General features: G+C 61.3%; 16 protein-coding genes. 7 read left to right on the top strand and 9 right to left on the bottom strand.

Going from position 1 to position 19,652, the window contains the following annotated elements:
- Positions 1 to 160 precede the first annotated feature (160 nt).
- A complete protein-coding gene (locus GRI34_RS07090) occupies positions 161 to 2,833 on the bottom strand; it encodes a TonB-dependent receptor (RefSeq protein ID WP_160595327.1) in 2,673 nt (890 codons plus the stop codon).
- Between the two features lie 256 nt (positions 2,834 to 3,089).
- Here GRI34_RS07090 and typA point away from each other — a divergent pair, with 256 nt between their 5' ends.
- Positions 3,090 to 4,910: a translational GTPase TypA gene (gene typA / locus GRI34_RS07095; protein ID WP_160595328.1), complete on the top strand. Its 1,821-nt coding sequence runs from the start codon at positions 3,090 to 3,092 to the stop codon at positions 4,908 to 4,910.
- A gap of 15 nt (positions 4,911 to 4,925) precedes the next feature.
- Here the strand turns inward: typA and GRI34_RS07100 are convergent, their stop codons facing one another.
- Entirely contained in the window at positions 4,926 to 5,681 is a 756-nt protein-coding gene (locus GRI34_RS07100; protein ID WP_160595329.1) for a hypothetical protein, read from the bottom strand.
- Positions 5,682 to 5,784: 103 nt separating this feature from the next.
- Between GRI34_RS07100 and putP the strand changes: the two genes are divergently transcribed.
- Genes putP through GRI34_RS07120 form a run of 4 tightly spaced genes read left to right on the top strand, consistent with a single transcriptional unit; the run spans position 5,785 to position 10,197 of the window.
- Positions 5,785 to 7,263, top strand: a complete 1,479-nt coding sequence (gene putP, locus GRI34_RS07105; RefSeq protein ID WP_160595330.1) for a sodium/proline symporter PutP — start codon at positions 5,785 to 5,787, stop codon at positions 7,261 to 7,263.
- 43 nt (positions 7,264 to 7,306) lie between these two features.
- Positions 7,307 to 9,097 (top strand): gamma-glutamyltransferase, encoded by a 1,791-nt coding sequence (gene ggt / locus GRI34_RS07110; RefSeq protein WP_160595331.1) that lies wholly within the window; start codon positions 7,307 to 7,309, stop codon positions 9,095 to 9,097.
- 12 nt (positions 9,098 to 9,109) lie between these two features.
- Complete coding sequence (locus tag GRI34_RS07115; protein ID WP_234028170.1) at positions 9,110 to 9,517, top strand: VOC family protein; 408 nt, start codon at positions 9,110 to 9,112, stop codon at positions 9,515 to 9,517.
- Between the two features lie 11 nt (positions 9,518 to 9,528).
- The gene (locus GRI34_RS07120; RefSeq protein WP_160595332.1) at positions 9,529 to 10,197 is read left to right on the top strand and encodes an extensin-like domain-containing protein; all 669 of its coding nucleotides are present in this window, start codon (positions 9,529 to 9,531) and stop codon (positions 10,195 to 10,197) included.
- Positions 10,198 to 10,238: 41 nt separating this feature from the next.
- Here GRI34_RS07120 and GRI34_RS07125 read toward each other — a convergent pair whose 3' ends face one another.
- The 7 genes from GRI34_RS07125 to GRI34_RS07155 all read right to left on the bottom strand — a co-directional run bounded on the left by GRI34_RS07125 (position 10,239) and on the right by GRI34_RS07155 (position 16,387).
- Positions 10,239 to 10,901 carry a response regulator transcription factor gene (locus GRI34_RS07125; protein ID WP_325065198.1) on the bottom strand — a complete coding sequence of 221 codons (663 nt, stop codon included), beginning with the start codon at positions 10,899 to 10,901 and terminating at the stop codon, positions 10,239 to 10,241.
- A gap of 100 nt (positions 10,902 to 11,001) precedes the next feature.
- A complete protein-coding gene (locus tag GRI34_RS07130; RefSeq protein ID WP_160595334.1) occupies positions 11,002 to 11,751 on the bottom strand; it encodes a proteasome-type protease in 750 nt (249 codons plus the stop codon).
- Positions 11,752 to 11,772: 21 nt separating this feature from the next.
- Entirely contained in the window at positions 11,773 to 12,588 is an 816-nt protein-coding gene (locus GRI34_RS07135; RefSeq protein WP_160595335.1) for a transglutaminase family protein, read from the bottom strand.
- Positions 12,588 to 13,532, bottom strand: coding sequence for an alpha-E domain-containing protein (locus tag GRI34_RS07140; RefSeq protein ID WP_160595336.1), 945 nt, complete (start codon positions 13,530 to 13,532; stop codon positions 12,588 to 12,590). Before GRI34_RS07140 ends, GRI34_RS07135 begins: the two co-directional genes overlap by 1 nt.
- Positions 13,532 to 14,959, bottom strand: a complete 1,428-nt coding sequence (locus GRI34_RS07145; RefSeq protein WP_199800128.1) for a circularly permuted type 2 ATP-grasp protein — start codon at positions 14,957 to 14,959, stop codon at positions 13,532 to 13,534. The genes GRI34_RS07140 and GRI34_RS07145 overlap by 1 nt, the downstream gene beginning before the upstream one ends.
- A gap of 77 nt (positions 14,960 to 15,036) precedes the next feature.
- Positions 15,037 to 15,792 carry an esterase/lipase family protein gene (locus GRI34_RS07150; RefSeq protein WP_325065199.1) on the bottom strand — a complete coding sequence of 252 codons (756 nt, stop codon included), beginning with the start codon at positions 15,790 to 15,792 and terminating at the stop codon, positions 15,037 to 15,039.
- 52 nt (positions 15,793 to 15,844) lie between these two features.
- The gene (locus GRI34_RS07155; RefSeq protein ID WP_160595337.1) at positions 15,845 to 16,387 is read right to left on the bottom strand and encodes a DUF3617 domain-containing protein; all 543 of its coding nucleotides are present in this window, start codon (positions 16,385 to 16,387) and stop codon (positions 15,845 to 15,847) included.
- Between the two features lie 98 nt (positions 16,388 to 16,485).
- Here GRI34_RS07155 and uvrB point away from each other — a divergent pair, with 98 nt between their 5' ends.
- Together uvrB and GRI34_RS07165 are read left to right on the top strand one after the other, a co-directional pair.
- Entirely contained in the window at positions 16,486 to 18,681 is a 2,196-nt protein-coding gene (gene uvrB, locus GRI34_RS07160; protein ID WP_160595338.1) for an excinuclease ABC subunit UvrB, read from the top strand.
- A 125-nt stretch (positions 18,682 to 18,806) separates the two neighbouring features.
- Positions 18,807 to 19,595: a class I SAM-dependent methyltransferase gene (locus GRI34_RS07165; protein WP_160595339.1), complete on the top strand. Its 789-nt coding sequence runs from the start codon at positions 18,807 to 18,809 to the stop codon at positions 19,593 to 19,595.
- Positions 19,596 to 19,652 lie beyond the last annotated feature (57 nt).

The raw sequence follows: 19,652 nt of genomic DNA on the forward strand, positions 1-19,652 counted from the left end.
CCCTCGGGTCGCAAGAGCCCTTATAACCCGGCTTCGGTTTCATTTCCGCGACATCAATGGTTGCGTCCCGCAACGGGACCCGGTGCGCGCGAAGGGTAAACGGCACGAAAAAGGGGGCCCGAAAGCCCCCTTCTCCATATTTGGTTGGATTGCTCGCCGCTTAGAAGCGGAAGCGTACCACGCCGCCGTAGGTGCGCGGAGCGCTCGGGTAACCAGAGATCGATCCTTCCTGAGCAACGCTCGGGAACAGGGTACCGATGTACTGATCGTTCAGCAGGTTACGTGCCCACAGGCCGAATTCTAGCCCGTTCTCCATCGAGAAGGTCGTCGACGCGTTCACGAGGTTGATTTCGCGACGATAATCGCGAGCAACCGCACGCGCAGCCTCGTCGGAGCCGAAGCCGCCGATAGCGTTGAGGATCTGCGTGTTGCTGGTGTGGTTGTAGTCCAGGCGGGTGATCAGGCGATTACCCGACAGGCCGAATTCATGCGTGTAAGTCGCCGAAGTGGCGATGTTCCACGAAGGAATACCAGCGGGGCGCTGTCCCGAAAGGTCACCTGCCGGACCGTCGACGAAGCTGTCGAACAGCGGGTCGAGGTGGGTCACGGCGAAGGTCAGGACCAGCGGGTCGACCGGATTGATCGTCGTGTCGAACTCGAAACCGCGAACCGACTGCTTACCAGCATTCGTTAGCTGGAAGCCGGTGCCGGTGAACAGGAAGTCCTGGAAACCTTCGAGCGACTGGTCGAACACGGCAAGGTTGAAGCCCATGCGGTCGAACTGTGCCTTGAGGCCGATTTCCCACACTTCCGCTTCTTCCGGACCCGCGAAGCGCGAACCGGTGGTCAGGTTCGGCACGGCAAGGCCGCCATTCAGGATCGGCGAGGACGGTGCCAGGATCTGGCTGCCGAACGGACCCGGAATGTAGTCACCGAACGCCGGGCGCGAATCGCGCGACAGGTTGACCGAGCTGGCTTTGAAGCCGGTGGCGTAGCTGATGTACGCATTCAGGTCCTGCGTGACGTCGTAGGCGAGACGCAGCGTGTACGAGAAGTCGTCGTCACGTGTGCGTCCGTCTTCTACCGAGTTCGGCAGGTCGACGAAGGGCGGCTGGAACTGGAATGCCTGCAGGCCGAGCAGCGGGTTACAAGGAGCCGGCGCGGCCGGGTTGCATTCCGTCGTCGCCACGGCAGCGATCTGCTGGAAGATCGGTGCGGTCGTCGCGCCCGTCGCGAAGCCCTGGATCACGGTCGGAGTCACATCTGCAGGCGAAATGCCGAGCGCGCCTGCGATCTGGCCGACAATGACGGCATCCACGAGGTTCACGTTCGCAAGCGGGTCATAGGAGACCTGGCTGAGGGCGAAGTCCTTCTCGTCGTCGGTGTAGTTGAAACCGGCGGTGAGGACGAGACCTTCGAACGGCTCGAAGTCCACCTGGCCGAAGATCGACCACGCCTTGTTGTCCATCGAATAGCTTTCGCTGGTCAGCAGCGGCGTATTGAAGATGCTGTTCTGCGGCAGGCCGAGCGCACCTTCGATGGTGTTGAACGAGAACGTCGGATCCTGGGCGATGAAGGCACCGAGGAATTCACCGTAGCCACGGAAGTCCGAACCGGTCTGCAGTTCGCTTTCCTGGTTGATGCTCTCGTCGAAGTAATAACCGCCGAGCAGGAAGTTGAACGGGCCGTCGAAATCGGACGACAGGCGCAGTTCCTGGGTGAAGGTCTGGACGTCCTGGGCGCGAACTTCGCTGGCGAGGTCGGCGCTGGTGAAGTCGATGTCCTGGTCGAAGAAGTTCTCGAGCTCGCGATAGGCCGTGATCGAAGTCACGGTCAGCGCACCGACATTCCAGTCGGCCTGCAGCGAAACGCCGTAGTTGTCCACTTCGTTGACCGGCTCGCGGTTCAGGTAGGTGTCGTAGCTGAACAGGTTTTCCGGATCGATCGCACCACCGAGGGCGAAGATCGCTGCGCCGGTCGGACCGTTGCGGATATTACCGACAGTACAGCAGATTTCGTCGATCCGGCTGTAGTCGCCGATCAGGCGGAACTTGAGGTCGGCACTCGGTTCGAACAGCAGCTGGCCGCGAGCGGACCAGCGATTGCGGTCGTTGAGGTCGGCATCAAGGTTGACGATCTGGCCGTAACCGTCGCGCTTGTTGTAAGAACCGTCGATCGAGAAGGCGAGATTTTCGCCGATCGGGCCGGTCAGGTCACCCTTGACGATGATCTGGTTGAGGTTGCCGTAGACGGCTTCGACGCTGCCGCCGAGTTCGTACTGCGGTTCGCGGGTTACAACCGAGATGACACCAGCCGAGGCGTTCTTGCCGAACAGGGTCGACTGGGGACCACGAAGGACTTCGATACGCTGAACGTTGGCGAGATCCGAGAGAGCGCCAGCCGTACGCGAACGGAAGACGCCGTCGATGAAGACACCGACCGACGGCTCGAGACCGAAGTTGTTCGCGCCGTTACCGAAGCCACGGATGAAGAAAGTGGTGTTCGAGGAGCTCTGCAGCTGGCTGACACGCAGCGAGGGAGCGACCGTCTGGAGATCGAGAACGTCGCGGATCTGCGCCTGCTCGATCACTTCGCCCGAAGTAACCGAAACCGAAACCGGGACTTCCTGCAGCGTTTGTTCACGCTTGGTTGCAGTCACAACGATGACGTTGCCCATGTCCTGTTCTTCGGTCTCGAGCGCCATTTCATCGGCGTCGGGCTCCGCTACTTCCTGGTCCTGCGCGACGGCAGCGCCGGGCAGCGTAATTGCTGCAGCACCTGCCAGCAGGGCGGTACGAACGGCCGCTTTCCGGCCGAAACGATTGAAATTCATGAATAATCCTCTCTCAAAACCACAATTTGGTCGGCTGCGTAGTCCCCACAGTCACGCAAGCTGGTTGCGGAATTATTGCGCCAGTCGTTTCCATACAAGCATTTAGCGCTGCGGTTCGCGTGCGTAAGAACGGGTGTGTTGTTTGAGTCACACTCTCAAATGCTTGCCGCATTGCAGCATCTAAGCTAGGGGCGCGCACGAATTGGCAGAGCCGAATCCGCGCCAGCCGCTCCGATACCCTTACGAAAGCAAAATCATGTCCCGCGACCTACGCAACGTGGCGATCATCGCCCACGTCGACCACGGCAAGACCACGCTGGTCGACCAGCTCTTCCGCCAGTCCGGCACCTTCCGCGAGAACCAGCGCATTGAAGAGCGCGCGATGGATTCGAACGATCTGGAAAAAGAGCGTGGGATCACGATCCTTGCCAAGTGCACGAGCGTCGAAAAGAACGGCACGCGCATCAACATCGTCGATACTCCGGGCCACGCCGACTTCGGCGCCGAGGTCGAGCGTATCCTGAGCATGGTCGATGGCGTAATCCTTCTGGTGGACAGCGCCGAAGGTCCCATGCCGCAGACCAAGTTCGTCACCGGCAAGGCGCTTGGCCTGGGACTGCGCCCCATCGTCGTCGTCAACAAGATCGACCGTTCGGACGCACGCCCGCAGGAAGTGCTCGACGAAGTATTCGACCTGTTCGCCAGCCTCGATGCAACCGATGAACAGCTCGATTTCCCTTCGCTCTGGGCTTCTGGCCGTGACGGTTATGCCAGCGAAGACGAGAATGCCCGTGAGGGCGACCTCGAACCGCTGTTCAAGCTCATCGTCGACCATGTGCCGGCTCCGGGTCTCGACACCGAGGCACCGTTCAGCTTCCTCGCCACCCTGCTCGACCGCGACAACTTCATGGGCCGCGTACTCACCGGCCGCGTGCAGTCGGGCAAGATCGACGTAAACGATCCGATCCACGCGCTCGACGGCGATGGCAACATCGTCGAAGTCGGCCGCGCTACGAAACTGCTTAGCTTCGATGGCCTCGACCGCGTGCCGGTCGAACACGCAGAGGCCGGCGACATCATCGCCCTTGCCGGACTTGAAAAGGCAACGGTTTCGAACACCATTGCCGATCCGGCGGTCAAAGAGCCGATCGAAGCACAGCCGATCGATCCGCCTACGCTTGCAATGCAGTTTTCGGTCAATGACAGCCCGCTCGCTGGCCGCGAAGGTAGCAAGGTGACGAGCCGCATGATCCGCGACCGTCTCTATCGCGAAGCGGAAACCAACGTCGCCATCCGCATTACAGAAAGCGCCGACAAGGACAGCTTCGAAGTGGCAGGCCGCGGCGAATTGCAGCTCGGCGTCCTCATCGAAACGATGCGCCGCGAAGGCTTCGAACTCGGCATCAGCCGCCCGCGCGTCCTCTTCCGCGAAGAGAACGGCCAGCGCATGGAGCCGTTCGAAACGGTCGTCATCGATGTGGACGACGAGCATTCGGGTACGGTCGTCGAGAAGATGCAGCGCCGCAAGGCCGAGCTGACCGAAATGCGCCCCTCGGGCCAGGGCAAGACCCGCATCACCTTCTCCGCCCCGTCGCGCGGCCTGATCGGCTACCACGGCGAATTCCTGTCCGACACGCGCGGCACGGGCATCATGAACCGCCTGTTCGAGAAGTATGACACCTATCGCGGCCCGATCGAAGGCCGCCAGAACGGCGTGCTTATCTCGATGGTCCCGGGTGAAGCTGTTCCCTATGCGCTCAACGCGCTGGAAGATCGCGGCGAGCTGTTCATCAGCGGCGGCGCCAAGATCTACGAAGGCATGATCATCGGCGAAAACGCCAAGCCCGACGATCTGGAAGTGAATCCGATGAAGTCGAAGCAGCTGACGAACTTCCGTTCGACCGGCAAGGACGACGCCATCCGCCTCACACCGCCGCGCGTGATGACCCTGGAACAGGCCATCGCCTATATCGACGACGATGAAATGGTCGAAGTGACGCCGGAGAACATCCGTCTTCGCAAGGCCATCCTGGACCCGCACGAGCGCAAGCGCGCAAAGCGCGCCGCTCAGGCCTAACCTGCAACAACCACGCTATCCTGCGGCGAGATGCGTCTCGCCCAGGACCAGCGCGGCGTAGAGCAAGGCTCCGGCAAGAAACGGCCAGAAAAAGCTCTTGCGTTCTTCGGGAAGCTCTTCCTTGAGAACAAGCAGGACAATTCCTCCTGCCACGAATGCGAACAGGCAACCGATAGCCATTTCGGGAAGGTCGAGCGCCAGGCCGAGGACCCACCCAAACATCGTCGCTGCGGCGAGCACCCAGCGCCCCTTGTTGTCGTAAAGCTCGGGGTGATCGGCACGTGTGCCGAAATCGGCGGTAACGAAGTGCAGCATCATCGCGGCGAAATACAGGATCATCCCGCCCATGCTGGCATCCTCACGGTGGTTGAGGAGGTAGGCGATCACAATCATCAGCAGCGCGCTTGCTGCGATATGTAGCCAGAAAACGCCGCGCTCCGGGCGATCGCGCCCCTCGTTCGCCATGCGCTGGTCGCGCGAGACGGAAAGGGCACGTTCCAGCCCGTAGAACAGGGCCAGCCCCACCAGTGACAGCGTGTAAACGAGACCTTCTGCCAATTCTGCCTTGAACCCGGTCGCATCTTCGAAGGTGGCAGCGTGCGCACCCAGCTCCGGCAGGATGTGGAGAAATACATATCCGACCGCCACTCCACCGGCGAAGCTCAGCCAACGGCTACGCGGTGTCCGTTCAAGGAATCTCAGCTTACCGACAAAAATGTGCACCGCGCAAAATGCGAGTGCCATAAGAGCGCTGATTGTGGTGCCGGCCATTACTCCCTCAACGCGCAAGGATCATGATCGGGCCCGAGACCGTGGGACAAGCGAGCCCGCCGCAACGGTAGCCAGCTAAGGTTGCATTTGTTACCAGCCCCCCATGCAAACCGGAACTCTCATCTCCCTTACGCTCTATTTCGTCCTCATGATCGGCATTGGCCTGTGGGCCTGGCGCCGCTCTACCGATACCAGCGAGGGCTATCTCCTCGCCGGTCGCAACCTGCCACCATCCGTTGCCGCGCTCTCGGCAGGGGCGAGCGACATGAGCGGCTGGCTGCTGCTCGGCCTTCCCGGCGCGCTTTATGCGGCAGGTCTCGTGGAGGCGTGGATCGGCATCGGTCTCTTCGTAGGGGCGCTTTTCAACTGGATCGTGGTTGCCCCGCGCCTGCGCAAGCAGACCGAAGAATTGGGCAATGCGCTGACGATCCCCGAATTCCTCGCCAATCGCTTCCCCGACAAGGCGGTCGCCCTCAGGGTCGTCTCCGCGCTCATCGTCGTGGTGTTCTTCGCGGTCTATACCGCAGCTGGCCTGGTCGGCGGCGGCAAGCTGTTCGAGACGAGCTTTGCCGGATTGCTGCCTGACGCAGGCATGAGCGATTACATGCTCGGCATCTGGATCACGGCGCTGGTCGTGCTGGCCTACACGATGGTCGGCGGTTTCCTCGCGGTCAGCCTGACCGACTTCGTGCAGGGGCTGATTATGGTCACTGCCCTCGTCATCATGCCGCTGGTCGTGATGTTCGACGAAGGCGGCAGCGCGGGCGCATCGCTCACCGAAGTGGATGTCCCCGGCTTCCTCAGTCTGACGCAGGGTCTGACGGCGCTGGGCTTCATCAGCGCGGTGACCTGGGGCCTCGGCTATTTCGGCCAGCCGCATATCATCGTGCGTTTCATGGCCATCGACACCGTCGCCAAGGTGAAGACCGCGCGCAATATCGGGATGACATGGATGGGCGTAGCCCTGCTCGGTTCGATCGGTATCGGGATCGCCGGACGCGCCTTTGCCGAACGTAACGGCATCGTGGTGGACGACCCCGAGACGATCTTCATCGTCCTTGCGAACCTGCTGTTCCATCCGCTGATCACCGGCTTCCTGCTGGCGGCGTTGCTAGCTGCGATCATGTCGACGATCAGCTCTCAATTGCTGGTGGCTTCGTCCTCGCTGACGGAAGACTTCTACAAGCTGTTCTTCCGCAAGCAGGCGAGTGAACGCGAGAGCGTGAACGTAGGCCGCATTTGCGTCGCGCTGGTGGCCCTGGCCGCCATCTGGATCGCCAGCGATCCCGACAGCCAAGTTCTTGGACTGGTCTCGAATGCATGGGCCGGCTTCGGCGCAGCATTCGGTCCGCTAATCATCCTGTCGCTCACCTGGGACCGAATGACCGGTGCAGGTGCGGTGGCCGGACTGGTCACCGGTGCCGCTGTCGTGATGGCGTGGATCGCGCTGGGCTGGAATTCCGCCCTGCCCGGATTCGACGGCGGCCTGTACGAGATAGTACCGGGCTTCATCGCAGCCTGGATGGCGATCTGGCTGGTGAGCAAGGCGACCGCCAAGTCGGCAGACCCCTTGCCAGCCTGACAAAGGCGCTTCACACCGCTCTCCAAAGGAACAGGAGAGCGAAATGCGAGCGATATTGGCAGGAGCCGCGGCACTGGCATTGATCGCGGTCCCGTCGACCGCACAGGAGCAGACCGAAGAACGCACCGTGGAGCAGCAGATCGGCGCGGGCGGCAGGCCGGTCGGCGCCAATTGGTCGCGCAGCCCCGTGATTGCGCAGAACGGCATGGCCGCCACGGCGCATCCGCTGGCAACGCAGATCGCGCTCGACATCCTCAAGGCAGGCGGCAGCGCAGTAGACGCGGCTATTGCTGCCAATGCCGCGCTCGGCCTGATGGAGCCTACCGGTAACGGCATCGGCGGCGACCTGTTTGCCATCGTCTACGATCCGGCGAGCGGTAAGCTGCATGGCATCAACGGATCGGGCCGCTCGCCCAAGGGGCAGACGCTGGACCAGCTGCTCGAAAAGCTCGATGGCGCGGACAGCCTGCCACCGGTCGGCCCCCTGCCCGTCACCATTCCCGGCACGGTCGATGCATGGTTCGCAATGCACGGCAAATTCGGCAAGCTGCCCATGAGCGACGTGCTGGCCCCGACCGTCTCCTATGCCCGCGAAGGTCACCCGATCGCCCCAGTCATCGCCATGTATCTCGACCGCTCGCTGCGCGCCTATACTGCCCGGCAGGAGGCCTATCCCTTCGAATTCGACAACGCCCGCAAGGTCTGGTTCTCCGACGGGACGGCACCCGAGGCAGGCGAGATGTTCCGCAATCCGGACCTTGCCAATACGCTGGAGACCATCGGGCGCGATGGCCGCGATGCCTTCTACGACGGCGAGCTGACAGAAGTGATGGTCGCCTACCTCCAGGCGCAGGGCAGCGCCTTTACGCGCGAGGATTTCGCCGACCATGAAAGCGAGTGGGTGGACCCCGCATGTGCGCTTTACAAGGACGGGTACGAGCTGTGCGAATTGCCGCCCAACAGCCAGGGCTTTGCTGCGCTCCAGATGGTCAACATCCTCAAGAATGTCGACCTCTCGCAATGGGAACGCGGAAGCCCCGAAGTCCTGCATTACATTACCGAAGCCAAGCGGCTGGCTTATGCCGATGTCGCCCGCTTCTATGCCGATCCCGACTTCGCGCGTTTCCCCGCGGAATTGCTGAGCGAAGAATATGGACGCAAACGTTTCGCCCTAATCGATCCGGCGCGTGCGGTGCCGGAATTCGGTCCTGGCGAGCCGAAACTGGAGGGCGAAGGCGACACCACGTATCTCACCGTGGTCGATGGCAATGGCATGATGGTCAGCCTGATCCAGTCGAACTATCGCGGCATGGGCGGCGGGCTCGTGGCGCCCGGCACCGGCTTCATGTTCCAGGACCGGGGCGAGCTGTTCAGTCTCGACCCGGCCCATCCCAATGCCTACGAGCCGGGCAAGCGCCCCTTCCACACCATCATCCCTGCTTTCGTAAAGAAAGACGGAAAGCCCTACTTGACGCTCGGCCTGATGGGCGGCGGCATGCAGCCGCAGGGGCACGTGCAAGTGCTTATCAACATCGTGGACTACGGCATGAACCTGCAGGAGGCAGGCGATGCCGCACGGCTCAACCATGATGGCGGAAGGCAGCCGACAGAAGCGCTGGAAGGACCCTCTGCCGATCCGCTCGGCACGCTATACGTCGAACCGGGCATTACTGTGGCAACCGTCGAAGCATTGCGCGCGATGGGCCACAAGGTCGAAGTCGTATCGAACGGCATTATGTTCGGCGGCTACCAGGCGATCGCACGCGATCCCGAAACCGGTGTGCTGACCGGGGCTACCGAAATGCGCAAGGACGGACAGGCGAGCGGTTATTGAGAGGAGGCCCACATGGCCAAGATTACGGGATTGGGCGGCGTCTTCTACGTGGTGAAGGACCCGGAAGCGACCCGCGCCTGGTATCGCGAAACGCTGGGTATCGACGGCGATTATGGACCGCAGCTCAACTGGAGCGAAGAAACTGGCGACCAGCCCTATTCCCTCATCAGCCACTTCAAGGACGACCAGTATCTCAAGCCTGGCCGTGGAAGCTTCATGATCAACCTCCGCGTCGACGATCTCGATACCCTTCGTCGCGCAACTGAAAGACAAGGGTGTCGACGTGCTGGACAGCGTCGACGAGGGTTACGGCAAGTTCGCCTGGCTGCTCGACCCCGACGGCGTGAAGATCGAGCTATGGGAACAGGTTCTCGCACCGAAATGATGCGCCTGCTTGCCGCTTTCCAAACGCCGATGTAGCTTGCCGCTCCATGAGGATCGCAGCCTTACCAGCTTTGCTTTCAGCCGTTGCCTTGGCCGGTTGCGGCGCTGTTCCGGAACGCGCTGGCGAGACAACTTCCCGCCCCTCAACTTCCGCGCAGGCACTGCCTGAACCCACGCTTGAGGCGCGGCAATGCCTAGCCGATCTCGGAAACACGCGCGCACAATTTGCTCCCTTGCCCGACAAGCTCCAGGCCGGCGGCTGCTCGACCCGTAACACCGTTCGCCTCAGCGCCCTCTACGGCGATACAGGGCCGTTCGACGTTACTAATCTGACCGCCGTAGCCTGTCCCGTAGCCAAGGATTTTGCCGCCTGGGCACGCTTCGGCGTCGATCGTGCCGCACGTCAGATCCTGGGCAGCGGATTGGAACGGATCGAGACGATGGGCAGCTATTCCTGCCGCAATGTCGCAGGCACCAACCGGTTGTCCGCCCATTCGCAAGGTCAAGCAGTGGATGTATCGGGCTTCGTACTGACCGATGGCCGTCGGATCACGGTCCAGAGCGGCTGGAATGCTTCGCCCGAAGAGAGAAGGTTCCTGCGCACGGTCCACTCCAGCGCGTGCAAGCGCTTCGGGACCGTGTTGGGCCCCGATTATAACGCCGCCCATCGCGATCACTTGCACCTGGAATTCGGCCGCGGTTCCTTTTGCCGCTGACCCGCCTGTCGGTGCGACCCGCAGGCTCGAAAACGACCCGATCAGGCCGCGGAAATCTGTGCGCCGTCGAGATGCGCCTCAATGCGCAGCCGGACCGCCTCGGCGGCGTGATGCGCGCCCAGCTTGTTCATCATGTTGGCCCGGTGGATTTCTACAGTTCGCGGGCTGATCATCAGTTCGCGCGCAATCATCTTGTTGCTGCGACCTTCTGCCAGCCAATCGAGCACTTCGCGTTCGCGCGGGGAAAGGGACGCAATCCTGCTGCGCGCTTCGATCATCTTGCGCCGCGCTGCCCCGTAAGCCTCCGCTTCGCGGGATATCCGCGTGATAGCCTCGCTCAACCGGGCGAATTCGAAAGGCAGTCGCAGGTAATCGAGAGCCCCCGCCTTGATTGCCGCGACGACCCGCCCGGGCCGGGGATCCGCCGAAGTCCCGACTACCGGGAGCCAGATCCCTTCCGCCGCTAGGCGGCGCAGGACGACCGCCACCGCTCCATGGCCCTCATCATCGCGCGCAAGGACTAGGCCGCAGGAAGGGGAAGACGCCAGCAGTTCGCTGACATCGGCATAGACTTCGCAATGGTGCCCCATGTCGAAGCCGATGTGAGCCTGCTGAGCACGCGCCCTGGTGGAGCCATCTACTATATGAAGGGTCTGTCGCTGTTCCATGCCGGCAATGCTGGCACCATACGGGACAATGCGCATTCCGGATGACTACGGATATGGATGCAAACTATTAGTCTTCATGGGAATTCAAACGGATTAGGTACGAGAATAATAAATCCGAATTGGATGCATCGCTCTATCAATCATCACCATGATAGAAGCTGTAATCGGGGAGCGAGTGGAACGCGTTCTTTAGCGCATCGCCCCAGCTGGACGAGATCGCCTGGAAATAGGGGTCGTCATGGGTCACACGGTGCTGGTGTCCCGCCTCGAAGCTGTCGCGCTTGATCACCTGCAGGTCCAAGGGCAGGCCGACGGACAGGTTAGCCTTTAGCGTGGAATCGAAACTGACCATCAGCAGCTTCACCCCGTCTTCGAGGCTCATCGTGCGGTCGTATCCCCGAATGATGATCGGGCGGCCGTACTTGGTCTCGCCGATCTGGAAGAAAGGCGTGTCGAGGCTGGCCTCGATGAAATTGCCTTCGGGATAGACCATGAACAGGCGCGGCTCCATGCCCGCGATCTGGCCGGCGACGATGATCGAGGCGGTAAAGCGTCCACGCCCGCGATCGCCATTGGCACCCTGCCGATCCGCAATGATATCGCGCAGCAGCTTGCCGATTTCGGTCGCCACCTGGAACATGGTGGGCGACTTCAGGATCGCGTTATCGCGGTCGTCGGGTTGCTTGGTGCGTTCTTCAAGCTGGCTGATGACCGCCTGCGTGGTTGCAAGATTGCCGGCAGTCATGACGGTGATGATCCGCTCTCCCGGCACTTGCCAGGTGAACATCTTGCGAAAAACGGAGATGTTGTCGACGCCCGAATTCGTGCGGGTGTCGCTCATCAGCACGAGGCCCTTTTCGAGCACCATTCCTACGCAATATGTCATGTCGATCCCAAAAAATGTCGTCTATTGTTGGACTTGCTGCTGTTCGACGGAGACGTCGACTTCGAGCACCTGTTCCGAATTACCGAAGCTGATCCCTGTCACGGGCGCTGCATCGCGATAGTCGCGGCCCGTGGCAACCCTGACATAGCGCGCATCGGGACTGATACCGTTGGACACGTCGAACCCGACCCAGCCCAATCCATCGACGAAAGCTTCCGCCCAGGCATGGGTCGCCTCTTGGTCGATCCGATCGTTCATCATCAGGTAGCCCGAGACGTAACGCGCCGGAATGTCCAGCGCCCGCGCCATACCGATGAAGATATGGGCGTGATCCTGGCAAACACCCGCCTTGGCCGCGAAGCTTTCTTCGGCCGTCGTCTTTGGGATGGTCGATCCGATCCTGTATTCGACTTCTTCGAGTACACGGCGCGATATGTCGTGGAGCATATCCAGTTTGTCTGCCCCACTGCTCTCGAATTCCTTGATGAACTTGCGAATGCAGGGGCCCGGCCGCGTCAGCGAGGTTTGAGAGAGGAAGCTCCACAGTGGGAGGTGCCCCGCGTGACGTCCGATCACACCGGCATGGTCATGGGTGTCGACAGTGCCCTTGCAGGTGACGACCACTTCGCGCGTGCCTGGTTCGACCGCAATCAGCGTCGTCGTGTTATGGTGCTGGTCTTCGAACTGAAGCTCTTCGTGAGCATTCTCGTATTCCATCGACCAATCGAGGATTTCCTGACCCTGCGTTTGCTTGGGCACCAGGCGTAGGCGTTGGAGCGCATGCACGACAGGCTGGCCGAAACGATATTTCGTGGTGTGGCGGATCGAAAGGCGCATCAGGCAAGGAACCTGTAATCGGTGGAAATTGCTTCGGCGATTGCTGCATTGTCCTGCGTAAACTCGACAAGGAATTCATGCAGTCCCTGATCGAAGATATCTTCGATCGTCAGATCGGTGAGATGGGTGTCCGCATCGCGCATGAGCATATTGCTCTGCCCTTCGGTACCATGGAGCCTTGCAAGCGCGGCCAGATCGTCCCGCAGGGCGCAATAACAGAAAGCCAGGCTGCGCGGGAAACGTTCGTCAAGGATGAGGAACTCGCAAATGCCCTTCGCGTCGATCTGTCCGGCATTGAGCCAGCGATAGGCTCGGTCGCCGGAAACGGAGCGCAGCACCTGGTCCCATTGGCCCGTATCGAGGCTGGAGCCGACATAAGATAGCGATGGCAAGAGCAGGTAATATTTGATGTCGAGAATGCGCGAGATGCTGTCGGCACGCTCGATGAATGTCCCTGCGCGAGCGAAATGGTAGCCCTCGTCTCGCAGCATCGACCCAGCCAATGCCCCGTGCGCAAGGGTCCCTGCCCGCCGGATGGTGGCGACGGTGTCGAGGACGCGGTTTTCGGCCACAGGTTTCTTCAACTGTTCGTCGATGACGAGCCAGTTCTCGTTGATGGCTTCCCACAACTCTCCGCTGATGGCGTTGCGGGCCAGCCGCGCATTCTGCCGGACCAGCCCGAACATCGCCAGGATGGAAGAAGGATTGGCTTTGTCCCTAAGCATGAAGTTCCACACCTGACTGCCAGTGTAGGTGCCGTGCTTCGCCTCGTAGGCAGCGCGCTGTCCGGCGGTGGAGATGACCGAGCGCCACTCCTCTTCCGCCGTTACCAGGTCGCGGGTCAGGGCCATGCGCATTCCAGCATCCAGCAGACGCGCAGTGTTCTCCGCCCGCTCGAGATAGCGGAACATCCAGAACAATCCGTTTGCGGTTCTACCTAGCATCAGTCTTTCAGCACCCAGGTATCCTTGGTCCCCCCGCCCTGGCTCGAATTGACGACCAGCGATCCTTCTTCGAGCGCGACACGTGTCAGCCCGCCTGGCGTGATGTCGATCTTGTCGGGCGAAACGAGGACGTAGGGTCGTAGGTCCACGTGGCGCGGAGCAAGGCCCTTTTTAGTGTAAATCGGACAGGTCGACAGCGAGAGTGTCGGCTGCGCGATATAATTGGACGGGTTTTCGACCAGCTTCGCGCGAAACTTCTCGATTTCTTTCTTCGACGACGCAGGCCCAACCAGCATGCCGTAACCGCCCGAGCCGTGGACTTCCTTGACCACCAGCTCTTCCAGATTGTCCAGCACGTATTTGAGGCTGTCCTCGTCCGCACAGCGCCACGTTTCGACGTTGGGCAGAAGCGGTTTCTCGCCGGTATAGAATTCGACGATTTCGGGCATGAAGGAATAGATCGCCTTGTCGTCGCACACACCTGTGCCGGGCGCATTGGCAATGGTGACGCCGCCGGAACGGTAGACATCCATGATGCCCGGTACACCCAGCACGCTGTCCGGATTGAATGTCAACGGATCGAGGAATTCGTCGTCGACCCGGCGGTATATCACGTCCACCGCCTTGTACCCGCTGGTCGTGCGCATCGCGACGCGCCCATTGATCACGCGCAAATCGCTGCCTTCGACGAGTTCCGCACCCATCTGGTCGGCAAGGAAGGCGTGTTCGAAATAGGCCGAATTGTAGATGCCCGGGGTCAGGACCGCCACCACCGGGCGATCACCGGCAGCAGCAGGAGCACAGGCGGCCAGGCTCTTCGCCAGACGACGCGGGTAATCGGACACGCTTTCGACCGGCACCCGCATGAAAAGCTCGGGATACATGGCCATCATGGTTTCCCGGTTTTCCAGCATGTAGCTGACGCCCGAAGGCGTGCGCGCATTATCCTCGAGAACGAAGAATTCATCCGGTCCGGTGCGCACCAGGTCGATACCGACGATGTGGGTGTAGACACCGCCTGGCGGGGTAAACCCGACCATGTTGGGAAGCCATGCAGCATTGTCTCGCAGAAGCCGCTGCGGAAGTCTGCCAGCGCGAATTATCTCCTGTCGATGATAGAGATCGTGCATGAAAGCATTGAGCGCGCTGACGCGTTGCTCGATACCTTTCGTCAGCTTGCGCCATTCGTTCGCGGTAATGATGCGTGGCACCATGTCGAACGGGATCAGGCGCTCTTCCGCCTCGTCCTCGCCATAGACGTTGAAGGTGATCCCGGTCTTGCGAAAGTTGGTTTCCGCTTCGGAATGTTTGCGCTTCAGCAGCTTCGCATCCTGTTCGTCATACCAGTCACAGTAGGACGAATAAGCGTCGCGTACCGAGCCATCCGACTCGCGCATTTCGTTGAAGAAGTCGGCAGAGCCGCTCATGATCCCCCAGAGATTGCATCGAGCCGCAGGACGCGGCCCTTAACAGGACTAACCGCCCTGCCTCACAAACTAAAGGTTCAGGAGCGATCCAGTTCCGACAATAGCGCAGAAACGGCCTCGTGGGTCAGGACGAAGCCCATGTGGGTGCAGCGCAAGGCCACCGCACGGTCGCGTTCGCCGGGCCTGCCGCAGGCCGATCGCGGGTGGACGATGCCATCGCGCGGCGACCAGAATGCAACCGTTTCGACGGGCGGCTTTTCGCTGACCACAGTATCGATCTCTGGTTCGTCGACACGGTGGCCGGCAATCGCCTGGTAGGCGCGCCAGCCGTTGTTCGCGCGCGGGGAACCGGAAAAGGGCGAACCCATGGTCACAACCTTGGCGATCTTGTCCGGATGCTGCTTCGCCAGTTCGCGCGCCATGACGCCGCCGAGGCTCCAGCCCACCAGCACGATCGGCTCACCGCGCCGATGATAAAGATCGATCAGACGCTCTTCGACCTTGGCGAAACGGTCGGCCGTAGCGCCAAGATTATATCCCATGCCCCAGCGCTTGACTGTATGCCCTGCATCTTCAAGCTTGCGCGCCATCCAGCGCATCCGCACGGGGTGGGCACCGAAGCCGGGCAGGAGCATCACGCGCTTGGGGTGCGTGGCAGGCGTCGCGGCGAAATCTTCGAAGCGGCGCTTCACCGGCTCCAAGGGCCACAGAAATTCCTTGGCCAGCAATAGCGCCCTGGGCCCGCGCGCATCATCGGGACTCGGTTCGGCGGCAAGCGCCAGCCTGCGGCTCACTTCCTCGCGGGTTTCCTGAAACGACGGCGTCTGCATCATTCAGGAGAATGCACGACATCGATGGCGGTTTCCTGAACGGGACCCCTTCGTGTCAGTTGCAGTCGCCGGTGCGGGTCATGCCGACCTTCATGGTCACTCGCTTCGTGTCTTCGCTGCCTGCAACCGGTTCGACGGCCGTCATCGTCATTTCGCTGGCAGTCCCGGTCGACTGGCTGTCGATGGTGATCTTGGCCTCTCCGTCGCCTGCCTTGCAGGTCATCGCGGCCTGCATCCCGTCGGCATCCGAGGTCAGGCTTTCCATCGTGCAGTCGCCGTTCTGCATCTGCTCGGCGATGCCGATCATGCCCTTGCTCGCTTCTTCTTCGGTGAGGCAGCGTGCAGGGGCTGCATTCGCCATGGCGCCCATGAATTCCTTCGCTTTGGCGACATCGCCTTCGCTCATGGACGGATCGACGAGTTCGACCAGCTCCAGGTTCATCTTGTATTCGCCCGCCTCCAGCGGCTTCACCTTGGCCGCTGCCGCTTCGACCTCGTCTGCCGACACGGTGCCATCGCCGTCGGTGTCCGCATCGCTGGAGCTGCCGCAAGCGGCGAGCGCGATGGTGGCAATGGCGAGGGTCAAGGTATTGCGCATGAAATTCTCCGCGTGGTTTGCCGTTCGACGCTAGCAGCACGCCGCGCTCGCGCAAGCCGCCGTTGCACCTGCCCCATTCGTTCCCCATATGTGCGCACATGTCAGAACTCGTTATCAGGCGCGGCCTCGAAGAACCCGACACCACAGGCGAGTTCGTACCGCACAAACCCGCGCGTCCCGAAAAATCTATGGGCGGCCGCAAGTTCAAGCTGGTGAGCGACTACACTCCCGCTGGCGACCAGCCGACTGCGATCAAGGAACTGGTCGCCTCCGCACGCGACGGCGAAATGACCCAGACGCTGCTGGGCGTCACCGGTTCGGGCAAGACCTTCACGATGGCGAAGGTCATCGAGGAATTGCAGCGCCCTGCCCTGATCCTCGCGCCGAACAAGATCCTCGCCGCACAGCTTTATGGCGAGTTCAAGAGCTTCTTCCCCGAAAACGCGGTCGAGTATTTCGTCAGCTATTACGACTATTACCAGCCCGAAGCCTACGTGCCGCGGTCGGATACCTATATCGAGAAGGAAAGCTCGGTAAACGAGGCGATCGACCGGATGCGCCACTCGGCCACGCGTGCCCTGCTGGAGCGTGACGACGTCATCATCGTGGCCTCGGTTTCTTGCCTCTACGGTATCGGTTCGGTCGAAACCTATTCGGCCATGATCTTCGATATCAAGAAAGACCAGACGGTCGACCAGCGCGAACTGATCCGCAAGCTGGTGGCCCTCCAATACAAGCGCAACGATGCCGCTTTCGCGCGCGGCAATTTTCGCGTGCGCGGCGACAACCTCGAAATCTTCCCGAGCCATTATGAAGACATGGCCTGGCGGATCAGCTTCTTCGGTGACGAGATCGAGGAAATCAGCGAATTCGACCCGCTCACCGGCAAGAAGGGTGCCAGCCTCGACAAGGTGCGCGTCTATGCGAACTCGCACTACGTGACCCCCGGCCCGACCATGAAACAGGCCAGTGAGGCCATCAAGTTCGAGCTTCAGGAACGGCTCAAGGAATTGCAGGAAGAAGGCCGCCTGCTGGAAGCGCAGCGACTCGAGCAGCGCACCAATTTCGATCTCGAGATGATCGCGGCCACCGGCTCATGCGCAGGGATCGAGAATTACAGCCGCTTCCTGACCGGCCGCTTGCCGGGCGAGCCGCCGCCAACGCTATTTGAATACCTGCCCGAAAACGCGCTGCTCTTCGTCGATGAAAGCCACCAGACCGTGCCGCAGATCGGCGCGATGGCCAAGGGCGATCACCGGCGCAAGATTACACTCGCCGAATACGGCTTCCGCCTGCCCAGCTGCATCGACAATCGGCCACTTCGCTTCAACGAATGGGACGCGATGCGCGCGCAGACCTTCTGCGTCTCAGCAACACCAGGCACGTGGGAGATGGAGCAGACCGGCGGCATTTTCGCCGAACAGGTCATCCGCCCCACCGGCCTCATCGACCCGCCGGTGGAGATCAAGCCGGTTGAAGACCAGGTCCAGGACTGCATCGAGGAATGCAAGAAGACCGCCAGGATGGGCTATCGAACGCTCGTGACCACGCTGACGAAGCGCATGGCGGAAGACCTTACGGAATTCATGCACGAAGCGGGCGTGAAAGTGCGCTACATGCACTCCGACGTGGAAACGCTGGAGCGTATCGAGCTGATCCGCGACCTGCGCCTCGGCGTCTACGACGTGCTCGTCGGTATCAACCTACTGCGCGAAGGCCTCGACATCCCCGAATGCGGCCTCGTCTGCATCCTCGATGCCGACAAGGAGGGCTTCCTGCGTAGCGAAACCTCGCTCATCCAGACCATCGGGCGCGCTGCGCGTAACGTCGACGGGCGGGTGATCCTCTATGCCGACCGCGTGACCGGCAGCATGGAACGCGCCATGGCGGAAACCGATCGCCGCCGCGAAAAGCAACGCGCCTATAACGAGGAACACGGGATCACCCCGCAGACGATCAAGCGGAAGATCGCCGATATCGTGGCCGATACCGCGTCGCAGGATGGCGTCACCGTCAGCACGGGCGACGACGAGCGCAATAACCTCGTCGGCCACAATCTTCGTGCCTACATCGAAGACCTGGAAAAGCGCATGCGTGCCGCCGCAGCCGATCTCGAATTCGAAGAGGCCGGCCGCCTGCGTGACGAAATCCGCAAGCTGGAAAACGACGAGCTGGGCCTCGGAGACGAAGAGAAAAAAGCTTCACGCGTCGGTCGCAGCGATGCGGGCAGGCCCGGAACGCGCAAGACGCGCTATGGCAAGACACGCTACAAGCGGATGGGCGGCAAGCCCTAGCCGCCAGCGCTCGAACCGCCAGACTTCGACAAATAACGCCCCGGCCTCGACCAGCGGCGCGCACCGACCTTCCCACCTGCGGGGCGGCGGTTCATGCTTTCCCCATCGAATAAGGGGAGAGAACCATGAGACTGCCTATCGTCCTGACGGGAGCTTTGGCGCTGACGCTTGCCGCTTGCGCGCAAACTGCCAACGAAGATCAAGGGGAGGTCGCCATGGCGCCGTCCTTGTCGACCGAAAGCATATACGCAGCCGTGGCGAACGAAGCCCGCACCGAGCGCGCAAGGGAACTGGATGACAGCCGCAAACCGGCAGAAGTCCTCGCATTCTTCGGTCTTGAGCAGGGCGACGACGCTGCCGACCTGATTTCGGGCGGAGGCTACTGGGCGGAAATTCTCGCGCGTGCGGTTGGTGAGGATGGCAGCGTGACTGCGCTCGAACCCGAACAGTTTTACAATGAAGAGGCGTGGACGGCGCTGGCTCAGCGAGAGCCCGGCGTTGCCCTCGAACGCTACCGTTTCGAAGCGTTCGAGCCGGGCGACGAACGGATCGACTTTGCGATCATGAACCTCGTTTATCACGACCTCTACTGGGAATCGGAAGAATATGACGTTCCCCGCTCGGAGCCCGCCGATTACCTTGCCGCGCTTTATTCGATGATGCGCCCTGGCGGTATCGTGGGCGTGATCGACCATGTCGGCAACGCGGGCGATGCGCGCGCCACAGTCGAGGAATACCACCGCATCGACCCGCAGGTAATTCGTGACGATTTCGCAAAGGCCGGCTTCGTCCTCGAAGCGGAGAGCGACATGCTCGCCAATCCCGATGACACTCACGAAATCAGCGTCTTCGATCCTTCGATCAGGGGGAAAACGGACCGCGTCGTCATGAAGTTCGTGAAACCCGCAGAATAAGGTTTGCTGCGAGGCGTCGGCGCGGCGTGGCGAAGCTGTGAGGTTTCGTCGCTCCCG

This window comes from Qipengyuania aquimaris, assembly GCF_009827445.1.
GTDB lineage: Bacteria > Pseudomonadota > Alphaproteobacteria > Sphingomonadales > Sphingomonadaceae > Qipengyuania > Qipengyuania aquimaris.